This window comes from Acinetobacter sp. 24-47-64 (genome assembly GCF_057737055.1).
This window is the reverse complement of record NZ_CM173215.1, coordinates 2,609,244-2,626,397: the sequence shown is the minus strand read 5'-3', so window position 1 is coordinate 2,626,397 and position 17,154 is coordinate 2,609,244. Positions and strand designations below refer to the sequence as shown.

The following is a 17,154-nucleotide window of genomic DNA, read 5'->3' as shown; positions in this document are numbered from 1 at the left end:
CGATGTATCTGAGGGTCTGTAGCTCAGTTGGTTAGAGCACACGCTTGATAAGCGTGGGGTCACAAGTTCAAGTCTTGTCAGACCCACCATGACATACTCATACGATACATTGATCTAAATGATAAGCTGGGGACTTAGCTTAGTTGGTAGAGCGCCTGCTTTGCACGCAGGAGGTCAGGAGTTCGACTCTCCTAGTCTCCACCACGTATTCATTCGAATACGTAGTAAGCAAACGAGTTGATAGCTTATAGAGCTTAGTAATAAAGCTGTGTATACTGCACGCCTTGATTATTAAGCTCTGTGATTTATCACAGTTGACTGCGATCTGACGAAGACGTAGTGAATCATTAACAGCATATATTTGAGTTGAAATAATTTGTTCATACTCATAGAAAGAGCGGAAACGAGATAACGTAAGTTATTAAGTTGAAGTGATTGAAATGAGAACTAGCGAAATTAACTGAATCAAGCGTTTTGGTATATGAATTTGAATTGAAGCTGTACAGTGTTTAGATACACAGTACTTCAAACTGTAATGTTGAACGATCTACTTGTAGGGTCGAACGACTGTTTGGGGTTGTATAGTCAAGTAATTAAGTGCATGTGGTGGATGCCTTGGCAGTCAGAGGCGATGAAAGACGTGATAGCCTGCGAAAAGCTCCGGGGAGGCGGCAAATATCCTGTGATCCGGAGATTTCTGAATGGGGGAACCCACCTATCATAAGATAGGTATTGCAACATGAATACATAGTGTTGCAAGGCAAACGCGGGGAAGTGAAACATCTCAGTACCCGTAGGAAAAGAAATCAATTGAGATTCCCTCAGTAGCGGCGAGCGAAAGGGGAAAAGCCCATTAAGTTATGTAAGCTTTAGTGGAATGCTCTGGGAAGTGCAACCATAGTAGGTGATAGTCCTGTACACGAAAGGGCTTACATGATGATGTCGAGTAGGGCGGGGCACGTGAAACCTTGTCTGAATATGGGGGGACCATCCTCCAAGGCTAAATACTCCTGACTGACCGATAGTGAACCAGTACCGTGAGGGAAAGGCGAAAAGAACCCCTGTGAGGGGAGTGAAATAGATCCTGAAACCGCATGCATACAAGCAGTGGGAGCCACTTCGTGTGGTGACTGCGTACCTTTTGTATAATGGGTCAGCGACTTACATTCAGTAGCAAGGTTAACCGAATAGGGGAGCCGTAGAGAAATCGAGTCTTAATAGGGCGTTTAGTTGCTGGGTGTAGACCCGAAACCAGGCGATCTATCCATGAGCAGGTTGAAGGTGAGGTAACACTTACTGGAGGACCGAACCCACTGTCGTTGAAAAGCCAGGGGATGACTTGTGGATAGGGGTGAAAGGCTAATCAAGCCTGGTGATAGCTGGTTCTCCCCGAAAGCTATTTAGGTAGCGCCTCGGACGAATACCATTGGGGGTAGAGCACTGTTTCGGCTAGGGGGTCATCCCGACTTACCAAACCGATGCAAACTCCGAATACCAATGAGTACTATCCGGGAGACAGACTGCGGGTGCTAACGTCCGTAGTCAAGAGGAAAACAATCCAGACCGCCAGCTAAGGTCCCTAAATCATAGTTAAGTGGGAAACGATGTGGGAAGGCATAGACAGCTAGGAGGTTGGCTTAGAAGCAGCCACCCTTTAAAGAAAGCGTAATAGCTCACTAGTCGAGTCGGCCTGCGCGGAAGATGTAACGGGGCTAAAACTATGTACCGAAGCTGCGGATTTGCAATTTATTGCAAGTGGTAGGGGAGCGTTCTGTAAGCCGATGAAGGTGGATTGAGAAGTCTGCTGGAGGTATCAGAAGTGCGAATGCTGACGTGAGTAACGATAAAACGGGTGAAAAACCCGTTCGCTGAAAGACCAAGGGTTCCAGTCCAACGTTAATCGGGGCTGGGTGAGTCGACCCCTAAGGCGAGGCCGAGAGGCGTAGTCGATGGGAAATTGGTTAATATTCCAATACTTCTGTGTAATGCGATGAGAGGACGGAGAAGGTTAAGTCAGCCTGGCGTTGGTTGTCCAGGTGGAAGATTGTAGGCATGTATCTTAGGCAAATCCGGGGTACTCTATGCTGAGAATCGATAGCAAGCTAGTTTACTAGCGAAGTGGCTGATACCATACTTCCAGGAAAAGTCTCTAAGCTTCAGTTACACAGGAATCGTACCCGAAACCGACACAGGTGGTCAGGTCGAGTAGACCAAAGCGCTTGAGAGAACTCTGCTGAAGGAACTAGGCAAAATGGTACCGTAACTTCGGGAGAAGGTACGCTGCCGGCGGTGATAGGACTTGCTCCTTGAGCTACTGGCAGCCTCAGAAACCAGGCCGCTGCAACTGTTTATTAAAAACATAGCACTCTGCAAACACGAAAGTGGACGTATAGGGTGTGATGCCTGCCCGGTGCTGGAAGGTTAATTGATGGGGTTAGCGTAAGCGAAGCTCTTGATCGAAGCCCCAGTAAACGGCGGCCGTAACTATAACGGTCCTAAGGTAGCGAAATTCCTTGTCGGGTAAGTTCCGACCTGCACGAATGGCATAATGATGGCGGCGCTGTCTCCAGCAGAGGCTCAGTGAAATCGAATTCGCCGTGAAGATGCGGTGTACCCGCGGCTAGACGGAAAGACCCCGTGAACCTTTACTGCAGCTTGACATTGAACTTTGATCTTACTTGTGTAGGATAGGTGGGAGGCTTTGAAGTAGAAACGCCAGTTTCTATGGAGCCGTCCTTGAAATACCACCCTGGTAATATTGAGGTTCTAACTCTGCTCCATTATCTGGAGCGAGGACCATGTCTGGTGGGTAGTTTGACTGGGGCGGTCTCCTCCTAAAGAGTAACGGAGGAGTACGAAGGTGCGCTCAGCGTGGTCGGAAATCACGCGTAGAGTATAAAGGCAAAAGCGCGCTTAACTGCGAGACCCACAAGTCGAGCAGGTACGAAAGTAGGTCTTAGTGATCCGGTGGTTCTGTATGGAAGGGCCATCGCTCAACGGATAAAAGGTACTCTGGGGATAACAGGCTGATACCGCCCAAGAGTTCATATCGACGGCGGTGTTTGGCACCTCGATGTCGGCTCATCTCATCCTGGGGCTGAAGCAGGTCCCAAGGGTATGGCTGTTCGCCATTTAAAGAGGTACGCGAGCTGGGTTTAGAACGTCGTGAGACAGTTCGGTCCCTATCTACCGTGGGCGTTGGAAATTTGAGAGGATCTGCTCCTAGTACGAGAGGACCAGAGTGGACGAACCTCTGGTGTACCGGTTGTGACGCCAGTCGCATCGCCGGGTAGCTATGTTCGGAAGGGATAACCGCTGAAAGCATCTAAGCGGGAAGCCTACCTCAAGATTAGATTTCCCAAGGACTTTATGTCCTCTAAAGAGCCGTTGAAGACTACAACGTTGATAGGTTGGATGTGGAAGTACGGTGACGTATGAAGCTGACCAATACTAATTACTCGTGAGGCTTGACTATACAACACCCAAACAGTTGGTGTTGTGGTTCAAATCATGACAAATAACTTGATTTAGTTAGATAAAACGCTAAACTGCACAAATTAAAGCAACTCAAATAGCTGTTAATAACTTCTTTGACCAAGCAAAGGCACGCAAACAATACATGCGAATAAGACCCAAGCAAAGTCACAACAGTTGTGCTGGCGACAATAGCAAGAGTGAACCACCTGATCCCTTCCCGAACTCAGAAGTGAAACCTCTTAGCGCTGATGGTAGTGTGGGGTTACCCATGTGAGAGTAAGTCATCGCCAGCTCATTATTCTAAACACCCCCTTCAATACAAGGGGGTGTTTTTTTATGCGGTAAAGAATGAATTAAAGATATAAAAATAAAAGCCCTCATGAGAGGGCCTTGTATCAAATAATAGATTAAAGTTGTCGTCGAGCGTGTTTTAACGCAGTTCTTAGGCCTTCCTCTAGCGTTGGATGGTAGAAAGGGTGATCTAGAATTTCATCAACAGTAAGATCACTGGAGATAGCCCAAGCGAGCAAATGTGCTAAATGTTCTGCTGAATAACAAAGAAATTCTGCTCCGAGAAGTTTACGTGAGTATCGATCGACGTAAACCTCTACAGCCCCAATATTTTGTCCATTGACAATCGCTCGTCCTTGCTTTTCGTAGGATACGATACCTGTAACAAACTCATGATTGGCTTTACGCAGTGTGTGATAATTGGAGCCGATCCCTGCCATTTCTGGTGAGCTAAACATAATACCCAATGGGGTAAGACTTTTTTTCTGACTCGATTGATGTTGATTGAGGCAATTATGAACCGCCAATTTACCTTCATAAGACGCTTCATGCTGGATAGGCGTTGCAGTAAATGCATCACCTACAATGTAAATGGGGTAGTCACCAAGCTGTTTAGTGGTTGGATCAACAGGTAATTTCTTTAGATCAATGAATTCATCATTTATATGCTGAATATTTAACGTATCTAAATTCGTAGTACGACCAGTCGCAGATAATAGGTAATCAACTTCTATAGATTGATTGCTACCATTTTCGATAAAGTTAATTTGAACCTTATCTTCGCCTAATTTCTCAACCTGCTCGGGTAAAATCTCATATTTGATATTTAATTCTTTTGAGAATATTTCTTGAGCAAGCGTTTGTAAGTCTGGGCTAGTCAATGAACCAATTTTTTTACTGCGAGCAAAAACTGTAGTTTCCACACCTAGACGCTGCATGGCTTGTGCAAGTTCGATTGCAATGACACCGCTTCCAATTACAGCTAAACTTTTTGGTAAAGTAGGTATTTCAAAGACTTGATCAGAAGTTAAATATAAATGACCAAGTTTTTGTTGCCAATCTTGATTTACTGTTGGTCTTGAACCAACAGCGATAATGAACGATTTAGCTTGGTATTTCTTATTATTAACATTGATTGTGTTTGCATTTACAAATGTTGCGCGACCTGAAATTTTGTGCGCTGTAGGCCATGAATTAACGTCCTTCAGTGTTGCATTTGTAAATCGATCACGTAATTGCTGTACATGTTGCATAACATCTTTAGTGTCAATTTGAGAAGAAATTTTTAGCCCAAGTTGTTCTGAAGTTCTCGCATTATAGGCAAGATTAGCTGATGAAATTAGAACTTTACTCGGCATACAACCTACTCGAGCACAAGTGGTATCCCACGGACCGTCGTTCACAATAAGTATATTTTGTGTAGTTTTAATGGCTTCTTTATAAGCTGAAATACCAGCAGTACCAGCTCCAATAATAATGATATCGTACATATTGTATTGAGTAAGAATGATTTGAATTCACTATATAAAAAAAACTTCGATGAATAAGGTTTTTTTTCAATTTATTACACTTAAACCTTTAACTTTTGGTGATATCCATATTTTGAAAATTTGTATTATTTAAAACTAAGTATTTTCATGGTTGTTATTGAAATAAGATGAAAGAAAAAGGCGCTTGTGCGCCTTTAAAATGAATAAGATACATTTATCTTATAATGATGTACCTGCATGCACACCAACAGTTGGTTTTACATTCATCGATGTGCAACCGAGTAAAAGAAACGAACAACATAATACAATACAAATTTTATTCATGAATGAGTCCTAATGAATTTGCTTTATTAAATAGTAACGTAGAACGACTACCTGACTTACATACTAAAAGTATAGGTTTAGGTAGACTAATGTAATACTTCGCAAACTCATGAACATCTGCATCTGTTATTTGACCTGAAATAACAGGTTGGTAAATCAAACTGATTTTAGACTTTTCGGCTAAAGCTCTTAATTCACTTGCAGTTGTTTCGTTACCTGATTCTTGATCAGGACGGTTAACGATCACAGACTTAAATCCCTGCTGCATTAAGGCATTGAATTTTGTAGACGTCATATGACCCGATACACTCACAGATGGATTAAGTGCTTTACTGAGCGGTTCTGATGCTGAATGACTTAGTGTTACGATACTAAAAATGAAGGTGGAAAGGATGAATCTAAACCACATCTTAGTCATCAAGCAAATCCATTTGTTTTGCTAATTGGTAGAGATTATTAGAGCGATTTCCCGTACGACAGAACATTAATACTGGTTTTGGTAGCTCATTGAAATGATTTGCAAAAGTACGAACATCAAGCTCAGTAATTTGACCTGCAACTACAGGTTGATATACATAATCTAAGCCTTGAGCGCGTGCAGCTTCTTCAATTTGGGCACTTGTTGGCTGTTCTGGTCCACCTTCCATATCGGGGCGATTATTAATCACAGATTTAAATCCTTTTTCAACAACTTGAACTAAATGTTCTGGCCCAATTTGACCAGCAAAACCTACATTTTCACTCATTGCGTCACTCCCAAAATAAATTAAAAGACTATGCTACTATCATAGCATCTCGCTCAGATATGAGCTTTGATCGACACAAAAAATTTAAAATAAAAATCGTATGAATATATGCATGGAGCACCTATGTACGATTACACCGTAGAGCCGTTGTACGTACAAAAAGCAAATGAGTTGATCGCTGCTGACCTTTATTTGCCTGTCAAAGTTAAAAGACCTCCTGTGCTTATTATGGCGCATGGTTTTGCAGGATTACGTCAATTCAAATTAATCCAATATGCGCAACGTTTTGCTCAATCAGGTTTTGCAGTTGTACTCTTTGACTATCGTTGTTGGGGAGGAAGTACGGGTAAACCACGAGAAATGGTCTCTATCCGTCAGCAGCTAGAAGATTGGTATGCTGTGATTGCGCATATCAAATTATTCCCTTTGGTTGATGGACACCACCTTTTCTTATGGGGAACGGGTCTGAGTGGAGGATATGTTCTAAAACTTGCATCTGAGTTAAATGGGATTCGGGCTGCAATAGTGCAAGTACCCTTTGTGGACGGAAATGCCAGCAGTAAAATTTATCCAATTCAACATATGGCGCAGGCTTTAAAGTTATCGAGTCAGGATTTAATGGCAGCCAAAGTTGGACGTGTTGGAAAAAAAATGCCTGTCGTTCATCCTTATGCATTAAGTTTTTACCCGAGTCAGGATAGTTATCAAGGGTATATGTCGATCGTTGATTCAAACTATTATTGGAGCGGTGAGGTGCCTGCAAGAGCTATGTTGGACGTCATACGATTTCGACCGATTACTACGGCAAGAAGTATTAAAATTCCTGTGTTATTTATTGCTGCCAAGAAAGATGCAGTTATTCCCATAGAGATTAGTCGTGAAACTGCAACCAATATGGCACCTTATGTGGAATACCATGAGTGGAATATGACACATTTTGATATTTATCAAGCAAATTGGATGGAAAGCGCAATCAAGCTTCAATTAGAATTCTTAGATCAAAATAGAGGAGTAAACTCATGATTGTTGTTTGTCCATCTTGTGGCGCAAAAAATCGAGTACCTGAAGATAAAATCCAATCTCAGCCGAATTGTGGTCAATGTCATGAGCATTTGATTCCGCTTGCCGCTATTGAGCTGAATGAGCAAAACTTTAGTAACTTTATTACCAACAGTGATTTACCAGTATTGATTGATCTTTGGGCAGAATGGTGCGGGCCTTGTAAAATGATGGCACCGCATTTTGCTGAAGTAGCCAAATCAAATCCGCATGTGGTTTTTGCGAAGATAGATACTGAAGCGAATCCGCGCTTAAGTGCTGCCTTTCATGTTCGTAGTATTCCAACGTTGGTATTGATGAATAAAACGAATGAAATTGCTAGAATAAGTGGTGCATTACGTGCAAATCAATTACGAGATTGGTTAAATCAGCAATTAAATGCTTAACCAATAGGCCAATATTTGGAGTGACTGTGTCAGATTCTCAACTTAAGCCAGAAGGTACATTATCCCTTCAAACCATTGCTATGCCTGCAGATACCAACTGGAGTGGGGATGTTTTTGGTGGTTGGATTGTTTCACAAATGGATTTGGCTGGAGCTATTCATGCAGAGCGTTATACAAAAGGTCGCTGTGCAACCATTGCAATTAATCAAATGACATTCCTTGTGCCTGTTAAGGTGGGTGATGTCATTAGTTGTTATACTAAAATTTTAAAGCTCGGAAATACCTCAATTCAAATGCAAATTGAAGTATGGGATAGTCACGACTCTTCACGTCCAGCGAAAAGAGTGACAGAAGGTGTTTTCACTTTTGTTGCGGTGGATGTGAAAGGGGCAAAACGCCAGATTCCAGATGATGTTAAACAAAAGTTTCAAGAATCTCTAAGCATCTAATCATAAAAAATCCCAACATCGTTGGGGTTTTTTATTAGGGAAACTTTTTTAGGATCAATATGATCATGAGCTTTATTGCTTAAGTTGAGATTTTGCAATCCAAGCCCAGAGCATTTCACATTGAATTGGCTCTTCGCCAGATTCATCTGTCACAATCACCTTGACAAGGGTTTCACCTTTTTCAGACTCTTGCATCTGTTTTTGTTGATCATCAGTCAATGTAGCGACTGCAGTCATCGCACCTTTAGATGGGCGTTTGAAATCTACTTTTAAGCTTTTTATTAATACGATTGAGGTATCGGGTACATTCATGCCCGTAACAAAGCCTGTAGCTGTTTCAGCGATCAGCGCCATTGCGCATGCATGCACTTGACCAATATGATTTTGCATTGCTTTATGGTTTTCGATTTTAACGACAACTTTAGCATGACTAACTTCAAGATAACGTAATTTAGCGGTTCCCACCATTGGAACGACACGGCCAAAAGCTTTGCTCCACAAAGTACTACGGATACCTTGTGGAAACTTAGATGTCGCTTTTACTAACTTAGATAAACGATTGCCTTTTGCCATGATCAGTTCCTATGATGGAGCAAAGAGATTAGTCTTTGAAGTTGTTAAATTGAAGTGGGATACCGAATTGTTGTTCTTTTAAGAACGCCATAACTTGTTGTAATGTATCGCGCTTCTTGTCAGTGACTCGGATTTTATCGCCCTGAATAGAAGATTGCACTTTGATACCACTTTCTTTAATGGCTTTATTAATTTTTTTTGCTGTATCAGAGTCAAGACCGTCTTTAAGTTTAATCACTTGAATGACATTTTTGCCAGATGCTGTCATTTTTTGCGGATCTAGTGCTTGAACGTCGACTTTACGTTTATAAAAGTGATTTTCCAGCATGTTGTAAACTTGCTCACATTGGAAGTCACTTTCAGTCGAGATCTTAATTTCTTTATTTTTTTCGTTTAATTCGATCGAAACGTCTTGACCACGGAAGTCGAAACGCGTTCCGATTTCCTTTTGTGTGTTTTGAACTGCATGATTTACTTCAAAAATCTCTAATTCTGAAACAATATCGAAAGATGGCATAGTTTAGACCTTTACAAATAGAAAGAATATCTGAGATGCTAGGGATGTTTTCTTCATTTGCCAAGTGTTGTTTACATCAAAGGAGTGCGCAATGATCCGTAAACAAGAAATTACAACATTTGAGTTCCCAGCTGACGCGATTATCTGGGATGTACGTGATACAAGTGCTTATGCTGAAGCACATGTGAAAGGAGCGGTGAACCAACCGATTTCCACACTTTCAGCAGATAGTCTGACTCAAGTTGCAGCGGATCAACCGATTTACATTTTATGTGGCGGCGGAAGTAAAGCACCACGTGCTGCAGAACTATTAGAAGGCTTTGATAGTTCACGTGAATATGTGGTCTTAATGGGTGGTACTCGTGCTGCTCGTGAGGCAGGATTACCTTTAGAGCAAGGTTAATCATGGTTGAAAAAAAGCGCCTTATGGCGCTTTTTTAGTTTCAATAAATCATGGTGATTGAGTTTTAGCCTGAAAATATGGCTTCTTTATTCTTATTTTCTTTCTAAATCGATGAACATTGAGTTTATTGAGTAAAGTTTCAGATACAGGGCATGCTGTTTTTAAGATTTGAGCCACTAGAATTTCAGCACACAAAGGAGCAAATAAAAAGCCTTTAGAGCCCAAACCTGAGAGTGTATAAATTTCAGTATCAGATTCAACCTGACCTAAAAGCGGAAAATAATCCTGACTTTGTGCACGAACAGAAGCTCTACCATGCCAAGAATGATGGTCAGGAAATTGTGCAGCAATATCTGGTGCGAAATCTGCAAGTAACCTGTAGTTATGTTCATGATCTTCATCAAGAACATCTTGATCATCTCGATTAGGGTAAAAAGAAGCACCTAAAATGATTTGATGATCATTTAAAGGCATACAGTAGCCACCATAGCTATATGCTTCATGTTTCTTGAACTGTGTGGATGAAACATGGTTAAACCAGCTAACTTGACCACGTATTGGTTTTAAAATCGGGAAATCATCAAAAAGATTCATACTTTCACGGGCACAACAAATAATCACATGGTCAAATTGATATTGTTGTCCAACATGATCTGTTATACCGACTTGATGATTGGCAAGTAGATGCCACGATTTGATTGTTGCTTGCTGAAATTCGATCAGTTCATTCGATAAAATTTCTTTAGCCAAATCATGCGGTCTGATTGTTCCAGCCTGTTTCAGGGTGAGGAATGCTTGGTTGAACAGGCTGTTTTCAGCGGCAGAATTTGCTTCGAGTATGTTTTCTGGATATTGATTTGCAAGATCGAGAAGTTCATCAACGTGTTTAAGAGGGATTTGATGGACTTGTGCTTCGTCAAAGGCTTTAAATTTTGAATAATGGTTCATCGCATGTTGCCATGCTAATGTCATCAAATGATTGGCACTTTGTTCTATTGGACAGAGCTTGGGATTCAATAAAGCCAGAGGATTTCCTGACGCGCCACTTAATAGCTCATGGCGGTCAAATAGGCTGACGCGGTGACCTCTTAATGCAAAGGCATAGGCACAACTTAAACCCGCAATTCCAGCGCCTACAATGCCTATACGGCGTTGAGAACTTGAGTGTGGTTTGTATTGGTAATCTTCGGGAGAGAGCTCACTTTTTTCAGCCTCTTCGTCTAAAGGCAGTAAAACTCCCTTTAGCATTTCACGTTTGTGTCCGAACCCTTTTGGGCGTGTAATTTTCACGCCGTGTTTTTTTAATCCTCTTTTGAGGATGCCAGCAACACTGAAAGAGGCAAAAGTAGTTCCAATATCAGATAGTCGAATAATTTGATTCAGAATTTGTTCTTCCCACATATCAGGATTGCAGGCAGGAGCGAATCCATCTAAAAACCATGCATTGACAGTGCTAGTTTTGGCAATGGCTGGAAAAACATCATGTGCATCACCTAACCAAATATCAATACTAAAACGCTCATCTGGAAAATGAAGGCGGTGGCATCCTGCAATCGGCAGTGGATATTGGGCAATGAGTTGATCTGATAAATGTTTCAGTTCAGGCCAAGCATTTAAAGCTCGGATCAGATCAGCCTTGCTCAGTGGAAACTTTTCCACCGTAATGACATGCAGTTGACTATGATTATTTGGACGAATTGATTGCCAAAGTTGCCAAAGGGTGAGGATATTTAAACCCGTGCCGAAGCCAGTTTCTCCGACTGTGAAATGTTCAAATGGTTTTAAGTCCGATAGGCGTTCATGTAGATCATTACCATTGATAAAGACATGACGCGTTTCAAGAAGGCCATTGGCTTTTGAAAAATAAACATCACCGAAAATTTTAGAAACTGGAATATCGATTCCATCAACGAGTTGCCAATCGAGATCAGCAGTTTGAATGGCCTGAGTCAAAATTTGAAACCTTTGAAAAGCGTGTCAGTGGTTTACCACTGACGACGTCGTTTTGTATAGATGTAACTGGCAATAATAAAGCCGACAAAAATACCGACAGCCATTGTTGCTGCACCGTACAAAAACATTTGAGCACTACGTTCACTTTGAAGCACCTGAATTTGTACACCTAAATTATCATTTTTTAGTTGTAATTCTTGATTCTGTGCTAAAGCTTCTAGGTTTGCTTTTTCAAGCTGTTGGAGACGTGTTGCTTGGTCTTTGACTAAAGCCTTTACTTTTGCTTCTTGAAGCGCTTTATTTCGTGCAATTTGTTCAGCTGTAAGTGGCTTTGCAGGCGTAGCTGTTGCTGGCTGAAACTGTGCAGCTGGATTCGCTGGTGCAGCAGTAGTTGCTGCGGGTTCAGCCCAAGCTGAAGATACCAATGCAAAACTGATGAAAAGAGCAGAGCGTGTCAAATTCATCATCTTATTCATGTGGTAATGCTTTATTAAAAGGTTTTACGTCAATGCTGGCATAAATACCTTCTTTTAAAAAAGGCTCATCTGCTAACCATTCATCTAACGCTTCACGGCTTTCAAAATCTAAAATAAGGGTGCTGCCATAAAATCCAGCTTGTGGGTTATTACCATCTTTTGGCATCGCGCCAGCGACGATTACGCGACCTTCCTCAGCCAGTTTTTCAAGGCGTGCAAGGTGTTGTGGGCGTGTTGCTAAGCGTTTTTCAACAGTACCTTCTTGGTCGGTACACGTCACTACAAATAAGGGCATGGCGAAATCTCTATATCCTCTTTCAACACGATTATTCTTCTGCAGATTTAAAGTGTTTTCGTAAAATGATGAATTGAATAATGATAAATGAAAACATCACAATCATGTCACCAAAAGCAGTAAATTCACCCCAATATTTTCCATCCATGAACACGAAAGCAAAGAAAATATGCAATGATGCCATACCAACAAACATCGCGGCCCAAGCATAGTTTAAATTTTTCCATCCCTGCGGTGTTAAATTTAAAATAGGACCAAATAAGCGTTGAATGAGAGGTTTGCGGTCTTTACCAAAATAAGGTGAAATTAAGAAAGCACTAGCAAATACAAAATTCAAGATCGCTGCTTTGAGACGAATATAAAAATCATCACTCAACATGAGAGTAATCCCACCAAAAATCACCGTCATAAATAAAACAATCCATTGTTGTTTATCGAGATGAAATTTTTGGCGGACAAATAATGCACCGTAGACCACGAGCATAGAAATGATTAAGCCCGTTGTAGCAACGAGAATATGGTTATTATCGACGCCACCTGCAGAGCCGATCCATTGCAGTAAAGGGTGATTGTTATCTTTGGGATCGACAGTTTTGTAAAGCCAAAAGAAAATTATGAGTGGCACAAAGTCTAAAAGTGCTTTCATGTTAAAGTATCTATGCAGTTCAGGTGGATGGGTTAGTATAAAAGATGCAAGGCGTAGATTTACACACACATAGTAATATTTCTGATGGAACTTTGTCGCCAGAGTTACTGGTTCAAGCTGCGCTCGAAAAAGGGATACATACCCTTGCACTGACTGACCACGATAGCATGGATGGTTTGGTTTTGGCTGAAAAAGTTGCAAAAAATCAACCAATTCAAATTATTTCAGGTGTGGAAATTTCAAGTCAGTGGTCTAGACCTTCGACCAAAAAAAGTTATGGTGTGCATGTGGTCGCACTGAATATGCAATCACCTGATCCTTTGCATAAGCTACTAGAACAACAAAAGATAATTCGAGCTGAACGTGCTCAACTCATCTGTGAATTGTTGAAGCCTCTTATTGGAGAGGATATTTACGCGGATGTGGTTGCGAAGGTCGAGGGTATACCTGATCGTGTGACACGAACCCATATTGCGAAGACGCTGGTCGAGAAGGGTCATGTTTCACGTCCGCAACAAGCTTTTGACAAATATATCAAGGAAGGTAAAAAAGCTTATGTTCAGTTTGAAGGACTTGGTCTGGCGGAAACGATACGTGTAATTCATGAGGCTCAAGGGTTTGCTGTTTTGGCACATCCTACCCGTTATGATTTATCTGCGACGAACATTCGTTATTTGATTGAAATATTTGCACGTTACGGAGGCGACGCAGTTGAGTTGCCACCTGCGATTGAGCCTACCTCGACGCGACAAATGGTAGACCGAATGATTGCCGAATTTGGGCTTAAAGTATCAGTTGGAAGTGATTTCCATGGAGATAATATGCCATGGATAAAATTGGGGAATATCCCTCAAGTGAAAGAGGGACAGGTTGGCATCTGGGAAAGTTTTATTGTATAGAAACTCTCTTATAACAACGGATAAGAGAATTTTAGGCGTTGATCAGACATTAAGTTGTCATGAATCAAAGTAAGTTGTGATCTTGGGCTTGGATCGGTGGAGGAGTTGGTTTTCCTAAAGTCCCGAGTAGTTCAATCTCGATTGTACGAACCATGGCATCGAGTGGAAGATCATTACTTTGCGTACCAAAAGGCTCTTCTATTTCAGAGCTGAGCGCATCAAGCCCCAAAAACGTATATGCTAAAATACCGACTAAAAGTGGCGTCGCCAAACCGAGCACCGAGCCTAAACTAAATGGAAGCATAAAACAGAAAAAATAAACGGTGCGGTTTAAGAGTACTGAATAAGCATAAGGTAAAGGAGTTGTAGCAATACGATCACAGCCTGTTTGAACCAAACTTAATTCAGTTACATGTTGGTTCATTTGTGTATAAATAATGTCTGAAATTTCGCCTTCTTTCAGTGACTGCATCAACTCCCATTGAATCAAACTTAATGTGTATTGTGGTGCATTGGCTTGCTGGTAAAGTTGAGTTAAAGCTTGTGGGCTCATGCCACTGGTTTGATGCAAAGCATCGGGACTGACTGTTTGATGACGAAGACGGTCACGCAGTACGTTAGCAAAAACAATCATATGCTGAATTACACGTTCACGACGACCTTGCGGCAAGATCCGGCAGTCTCGATCGAAATGTCGAGCATTGGCGATTAAGCTTCCCCATAATTTACGCGCTTCCCACCAACGGTCATAACATGCCGAATTTTTGAAACCTAAAAAAATCGACAATACTACTCCGATCAGTGTAAACCCAACCAAAGGAATTTCAGGGAATCTATAGAGATTTATATATTCAATTCCCCCCACGATTGCTGAAATCAGCATAACGATTCCAAGTGGAGGTAATACCTTCGGTAAGATGGTTCCACGCCATGAAAATAATAGTTTTAGCGTATCGGTTTGATCACGAACAATCATGTAAATCAATCTTTCATTTTTCTATGATCTTCACTAGTTCAGCGAGTATTGTCAATGATAAAAAATGGAAACTTCGAGCAATTTTATTCTGTAATTTATAGACTTATTCTCGGATCAGTTGGTGCTCCATAAAAGAGTAGCTGCCTTCGGTGGAAATGATGACATGATCGAGTAATTTAACCTCAATTAAATTGCAAGCTCTACTTAAAGATTTCGTCAAATTGATATCGTCAATTGAGGGCTGAGGAATTCCTAAAGGATGATTGTGTGCAATAATCACAGCACTCGCCTGAGTGTGGATGATATGTCGAATAAACTGATTAATTGAAACTGCACAGTGGTTAGTAGAACCAAAGAATAATTTTTTAAAATTAATTTTTCTGAGCCTTGCATCTAAACAGAGTACCGCGAAAATCTCTTGAGATTCGCCAATAAGTTCATAGCGAAGATAATCTTGAATTAAATCAGAGCGACTTAAATCAATTTGTTGGTTCAATTGATGTTGCAAGTAACGCCGTCCAAGCTCTTTTACAGCCATCAATTGAGAGTATTTAGTGTCTCCCATGCCATGGAACATGCGAATTTCGTCTATCGATGCATCAAACACTGCATTTAAGCTTCCAAAATGTTGCAACATCAATCTTGCTAATTCGACCGCAGAATGTTGTTGAGATCCTGATCTTAAAAAGATGGCGAGGAGTTCTGCATCAGAGAGGCTATGAGCACCTTGGCGGAGTAATCTTTCTCGAGGTCGTTCTTGTTCGGGCCATTGTTTGATCGAATTATTCATTATTATTCACTGTTTTAAATTATTTTAACTTTTGAATATTCACCAAGGTATATCTTGGGTGGCAGAATATTTAATGCTATTGTGAGCGCCACTGCAATAAAAAGGTGACGTGATCTTGAGTTTTGATCTTAGTGTGTTCTCCAATAAAAATATTATTCTTGCTGTTACTGGTGGTATTGCTGCTTATAAAAGTGCCATCTTAGTACGCCGACTTAAAGATTACGGATTTAATGTCCGAGTTGTAATGACTCAAGGTGCCCAAGCTTTTATTACGCCGCTTACCTTTCAAGCATTGTCGGGTAATCCAGTACATACTGAACTTCTAGATACAGAAGCTGAAGCTGGAATGGGGCATATCGAATTAGCACGATGGGCGGATTTGGTGCTTGTCGCTCCTGCCAGTTGTGACAGTATTGCTAAATTTGCTTGCGGACTAGCGGATGATTTACTCAGTACACTCTATTTGGCAACAAAAGCACCTGTTTGGATCGCACCAGCCATGAATCAACAAATGTGGGCGGCTAAAGCAACACAGCGCAATTTGAGTACTTTGGTCGATGATGGTGTGCATGTCATTATGCCTGAGGCGGGTTCTCAAGCGTGTGGCGATGTTGGATTAGGACGTATGCCTGAGCCTGAAGATTTAGCTGAACAGGTACGAGAATATTTCCATAAAGCGCAGCGTGCAATTGCAGAAAAATTTGGCTTGCTGGCGGGTAAAAAAGTGACGATTACCGCAGGTCCAACTCGAGAGGCAATTGATCCAGTGCGCTATATTTCAAATCACAGCACTGGAAAAATGGGGTTTGCTATTGCTGCTGCATGTTATTCAGCAGGTGCTGAGGTGACACTGATCGCGGGTCCTGTCAGTTTAGATACACCGAATGGGGTGAAGCGTTTAAATGTATCTTCAGCGAGACAGATGCTTGATTTAAGCATGAATCAGTTGGAAACAGGATGTGATGTATTTATTGCGACAGCTGCCGTAGCGGATTATCGTGTTGCAGAAGTTGCGGAACATAAAATCAAAAAAGCTGGTGATGAGTTAGCTGTCTCTCTTGTTAAAAATCCTGATATCGTGGCGACGATAGCTTTGCAAGACAAACGTCCATTTATGGTCGGTTTTGCAGCTGAAACGCGTAATGTTGAAGAATATGCCGCAGGTAAATTGGTGGCTAAGAAACTAGATATGATCGCATGCAATGATGTTTCAAGAGCGGATATTGGTTTTGCTTCAGATGAAAATGCGATGACTGTGTTTTTTGCTGAACAATATGAAATGGAAAAACGTGATCTTGAAAAAGCTTCAAAGCAAGAAATTGCACAACAATTGGTTGAAGCTATCCATGATGCATTACATCAAGAAAAACGACCTGTTTAAATGTAGGATATAAAAAAGACCGC

17 protein-coding genes, 2 tRNA genes and 2 rRNA genes are annotated in these 17,154 nt (G+C 41.3%); 10 read left to right on the top strand and 11 right to left on the bottom strand.

Annotated features, from left to right (window positions below):
* Positions 1 to 12: 12 nt before the first annotated feature.
* The 4 genes from AC1M85_RS12445 (at position 13) to rrf (ending at position 3,770) form a co-directional block, all read left to right on the top strand.
* Positions 13 to 89: transfer RNA gene (locus AC1M85_RS12445), tRNA-Ile, on the top strand.
* A gap of 39 nt (positions 90 to 128) precedes the next feature.
* Positions 129 to 204, top strand: a tRNA-Ala gene (locus AC1M85_RS12440).
* Positions 205 to 583: 379 nt separating this feature from the next.
* Positions 584 to 3,475 (top strand): 23S ribosomal RNA (locus AC1M85_RS12435).
* Between the two features lie 180 nt (positions 3,476 to 3,655).
* Positions 3,656 to 3,770, top strand: a 5S ribosomal RNA gene (gene rrf / locus AC1M85_RS12430).
* 114 nt (positions 3,771 to 3,884) lie between these two features.
* On the opposite strand, the gene AC1M85_RS12425 is transcribed toward rrf, so the two are convergent.
* From AC1M85_RS12425 to AC1M85_RS12415, 3 genes are all read right to left on the bottom strand, one after another.
* Complete coding sequence (locus AC1M85_RS12425; protein ID WP_488213176.1) at positions 3,885 to 5,258, bottom strand: dihydrolipoyl dehydrogenase; 1,374 nt, start codon at positions 5,256 to 5,258, stop codon at positions 3,885 to 3,887.
* Positions 5,259 to 5,574: 316 nt separating this feature from the next.
* Positions 5,575 to 6,000, bottom strand: a complete 426-nt coding sequence (locus tag AC1M85_RS12420) for a protein tyrosine phosphatase family protein (RefSeq protein ID WP_488213175.1) — start codon at positions 5,998 to 6,000, stop codon at positions 5,575 to 5,577.
* The gene (locus AC1M85_RS12415) at positions 5,993 to 6,328 is read right to left on the bottom strand and encodes a protein tyrosine phosphatase family protein (RefSeq protein ID WP_035269714.1); all 336 of its coding nucleotides are present in this window, start codon (positions 6,326 to 6,328) and stop codon (positions 5,993 to 5,995) included. The genes AC1M85_RS12420 and AC1M85_RS12415 overlap by 8 nt, the downstream gene beginning before the upstream one ends.
* Before the next feature lie 123 nt (positions 6,329 to 6,451).
* On the opposite strand from AC1M85_RS12415, the gene AC1M85_RS12410 reads away from it, so the two are divergent.
* The 3 genes from AC1M85_RS12410 to AC1M85_RS12400 all read left to right on the top strand — a co-directional run bounded on the left by AC1M85_RS12410 (position 6,452) and on the right by AC1M85_RS12400 (position 8,222).
* Positions 6,452 to 7,351: an alpha/beta hydrolase gene (locus AC1M85_RS12410; RefSeq protein WP_488213174.1), complete on the top strand. Its 900-nt coding sequence runs from the start codon at positions 6,452 to 6,454 to the stop codon at positions 7,349 to 7,351.
* Positions 7,348 to 7,773, top strand: coding sequence for a thioredoxin TrxC (gene trxC, locus AC1M85_RS12405; protein ID WP_488213173.1), 426 nt, complete (start codon positions 7,348 to 7,350; stop codon positions 7,771 to 7,773). The genes AC1M85_RS12410 and trxC overlap by 4 nt, the downstream gene beginning before the upstream one ends.
* 80 nt (positions 7,774 to 7,853) lie before the next feature.
* Positions 7,854 to 8,222 carry an acyl-CoA thioesterase gene (locus AC1M85_RS12400; protein ID WP_218945426.1) on the top strand — a complete coding sequence of 123 codons (369 nt, stop codon included), beginning with the start codon at positions 7,854 to 7,856 and terminating at the stop codon, positions 8,220 to 8,222.
* Positions 8,223 to 8,294: 72 nt separating this feature from the next.
* On the opposite strand, the gene AC1M85_RS12395 is transcribed toward AC1M85_RS12400, so the two are convergent.
* Positions 8,295 to 8,795 (bottom strand): DUF4442 domain-containing protein, encoded by a 501-nt coding sequence (locus tag AC1M85_RS12395; protein WP_035269707.1) that lies wholly within the window; start codon positions 8,793 to 8,795, stop codon positions 8,295 to 8,297.
* 28 nt (positions 8,796 to 8,823) lie between these two features.
* Positions 8,824 to 9,312 carry a YajQ family cyclic di-GMP-binding protein gene (locus AC1M85_RS12390; protein ID WP_035269703.1) on the bottom strand — a complete coding sequence of 163 codons (489 nt, stop codon included), beginning with the start codon at positions 9,310 to 9,312 and terminating at the stop codon, positions 8,824 to 8,826.
* Between the two features lie 91 nt (positions 9,313 to 9,403).
* On the opposite strand from AC1M85_RS12390, the gene AC1M85_RS12385 reads away from it, so the two are divergent.
* Positions 9,404 to 9,715, top strand: coding sequence for a rhodanese-like domain-containing protein (locus AC1M85_RS12385; protein WP_180000521.1), 312 nt, complete (start codon positions 9,404 to 9,406; stop codon positions 9,713 to 9,715).
* A gap of 48 nt (positions 9,716 to 9,763) precedes the next feature.
* On the opposite strand, the gene mnmC is transcribed toward AC1M85_RS12385, so the two are convergent.
* Genes mnmC through AC1M85_RS12365 form a run of 4 tightly spaced genes read right to left on the bottom strand, consistent with a single transcriptional unit; the run spans position 9,764 to position 13,085 of the window.
* Complete coding sequence (gene mnmC, locus AC1M85_RS12380; protein ID WP_488213172.1) at positions 9,764 to 11,668, bottom strand: bifunctional tRNA (5-methylaminomethyl-2-thiouridine)(34)-methyltransferase MnmC2/FAD-dependent 5-carboxymethylaminomethyl-2-thiouridine(34) oxidoreductase MnmC1; 1,905 nt, start codon at positions 11,666 to 11,668, stop codon at positions 9,764 to 9,766.
* 32 nt (positions 11,669 to 11,700) lie between these two features.
* The gene (locus AC1M85_RS12375) at positions 11,701 to 12,135 is read right to left on the bottom strand and encodes an SH3 domain-containing protein (protein WP_488213878.1); all 435 of its coding nucleotides are present in this window, start codon (positions 12,133 to 12,135) and stop codon (positions 11,701 to 11,703) included.
* A gap of 1 nt (position 12,136) precedes the next feature.
* The gene (locus tag AC1M85_RS12370; protein WP_488213171.1) at positions 12,137 to 12,439 is read right to left on the bottom strand and encodes a YciI family protein; all 303 of its coding nucleotides are present in this window, start codon (positions 12,437 to 12,439) and stop codon (positions 12,137 to 12,139) included.
* Between the two features lie 31 nt (positions 12,440 to 12,470).
* Entirely contained in the window at positions 12,471 to 13,085 is a 615-nt protein-coding gene (locus tag AC1M85_RS12365; protein WP_488213170.1) for an inner membrane-spanning protein YciB, read from the bottom strand.
* A gap of 44 nt (positions 13,086 to 13,129) precedes the next feature.
* On the opposite strand from AC1M85_RS12365, the gene AC1M85_RS12360 reads away from it, so the two are divergent.
* A complete protein-coding gene (locus tag AC1M85_RS12360; RefSeq protein ID WP_488213169.1) occupies positions 13,130 to 13,984 on the top strand; it encodes a PHP domain-containing protein in 855 nt (284 codons plus the stop codon).
* Positions 13,985 to 14,048: 64 nt separating this feature from the next.
* Here the strand turns inward: AC1M85_RS12360 and AC1M85_RS12355 are convergent, their stop codons facing one another.
* Together AC1M85_RS12355 and radC are read right to left on the bottom strand one after the other, a co-directional pair.
* A complete protein-coding gene (locus AC1M85_RS12355; RefSeq protein WP_035269686.1) occupies positions 14,049 to 14,960 on the bottom strand; it encodes a bestrophin family protein in 912 nt (303 codons plus the stop codon).
* Between the two features lie 103 nt (positions 14,961 to 15,063).
* A complete protein-coding gene (gene radC / locus AC1M85_RS12350; protein WP_035269684.1) occupies positions 15,064 to 15,750 on the bottom strand; it encodes a RadC family protein in 687 nt (228 codons plus the stop codon).
* Between the two features lie 115 nt (positions 15,751 to 15,865).
* On the opposite strand from radC, the gene coaBC reads away from it, so the two are divergent.
* The gene (coaBC, locus tag AC1M85_RS12345) at positions 15,866 to 17,131 is read left to right on the top strand and encodes a bifunctional phosphopantothenoylcysteine decarboxylase/phosphopantothenate--cysteine ligase CoaBC (RefSeq protein WP_035269682.1); all 1,266 of its coding nucleotides are present in this window, start codon (positions 15,866 to 15,868) and stop codon (positions 17,129 to 17,131) included.
* Positions 17,132 to 17,154: the final 23 nt, after the last annotated feature.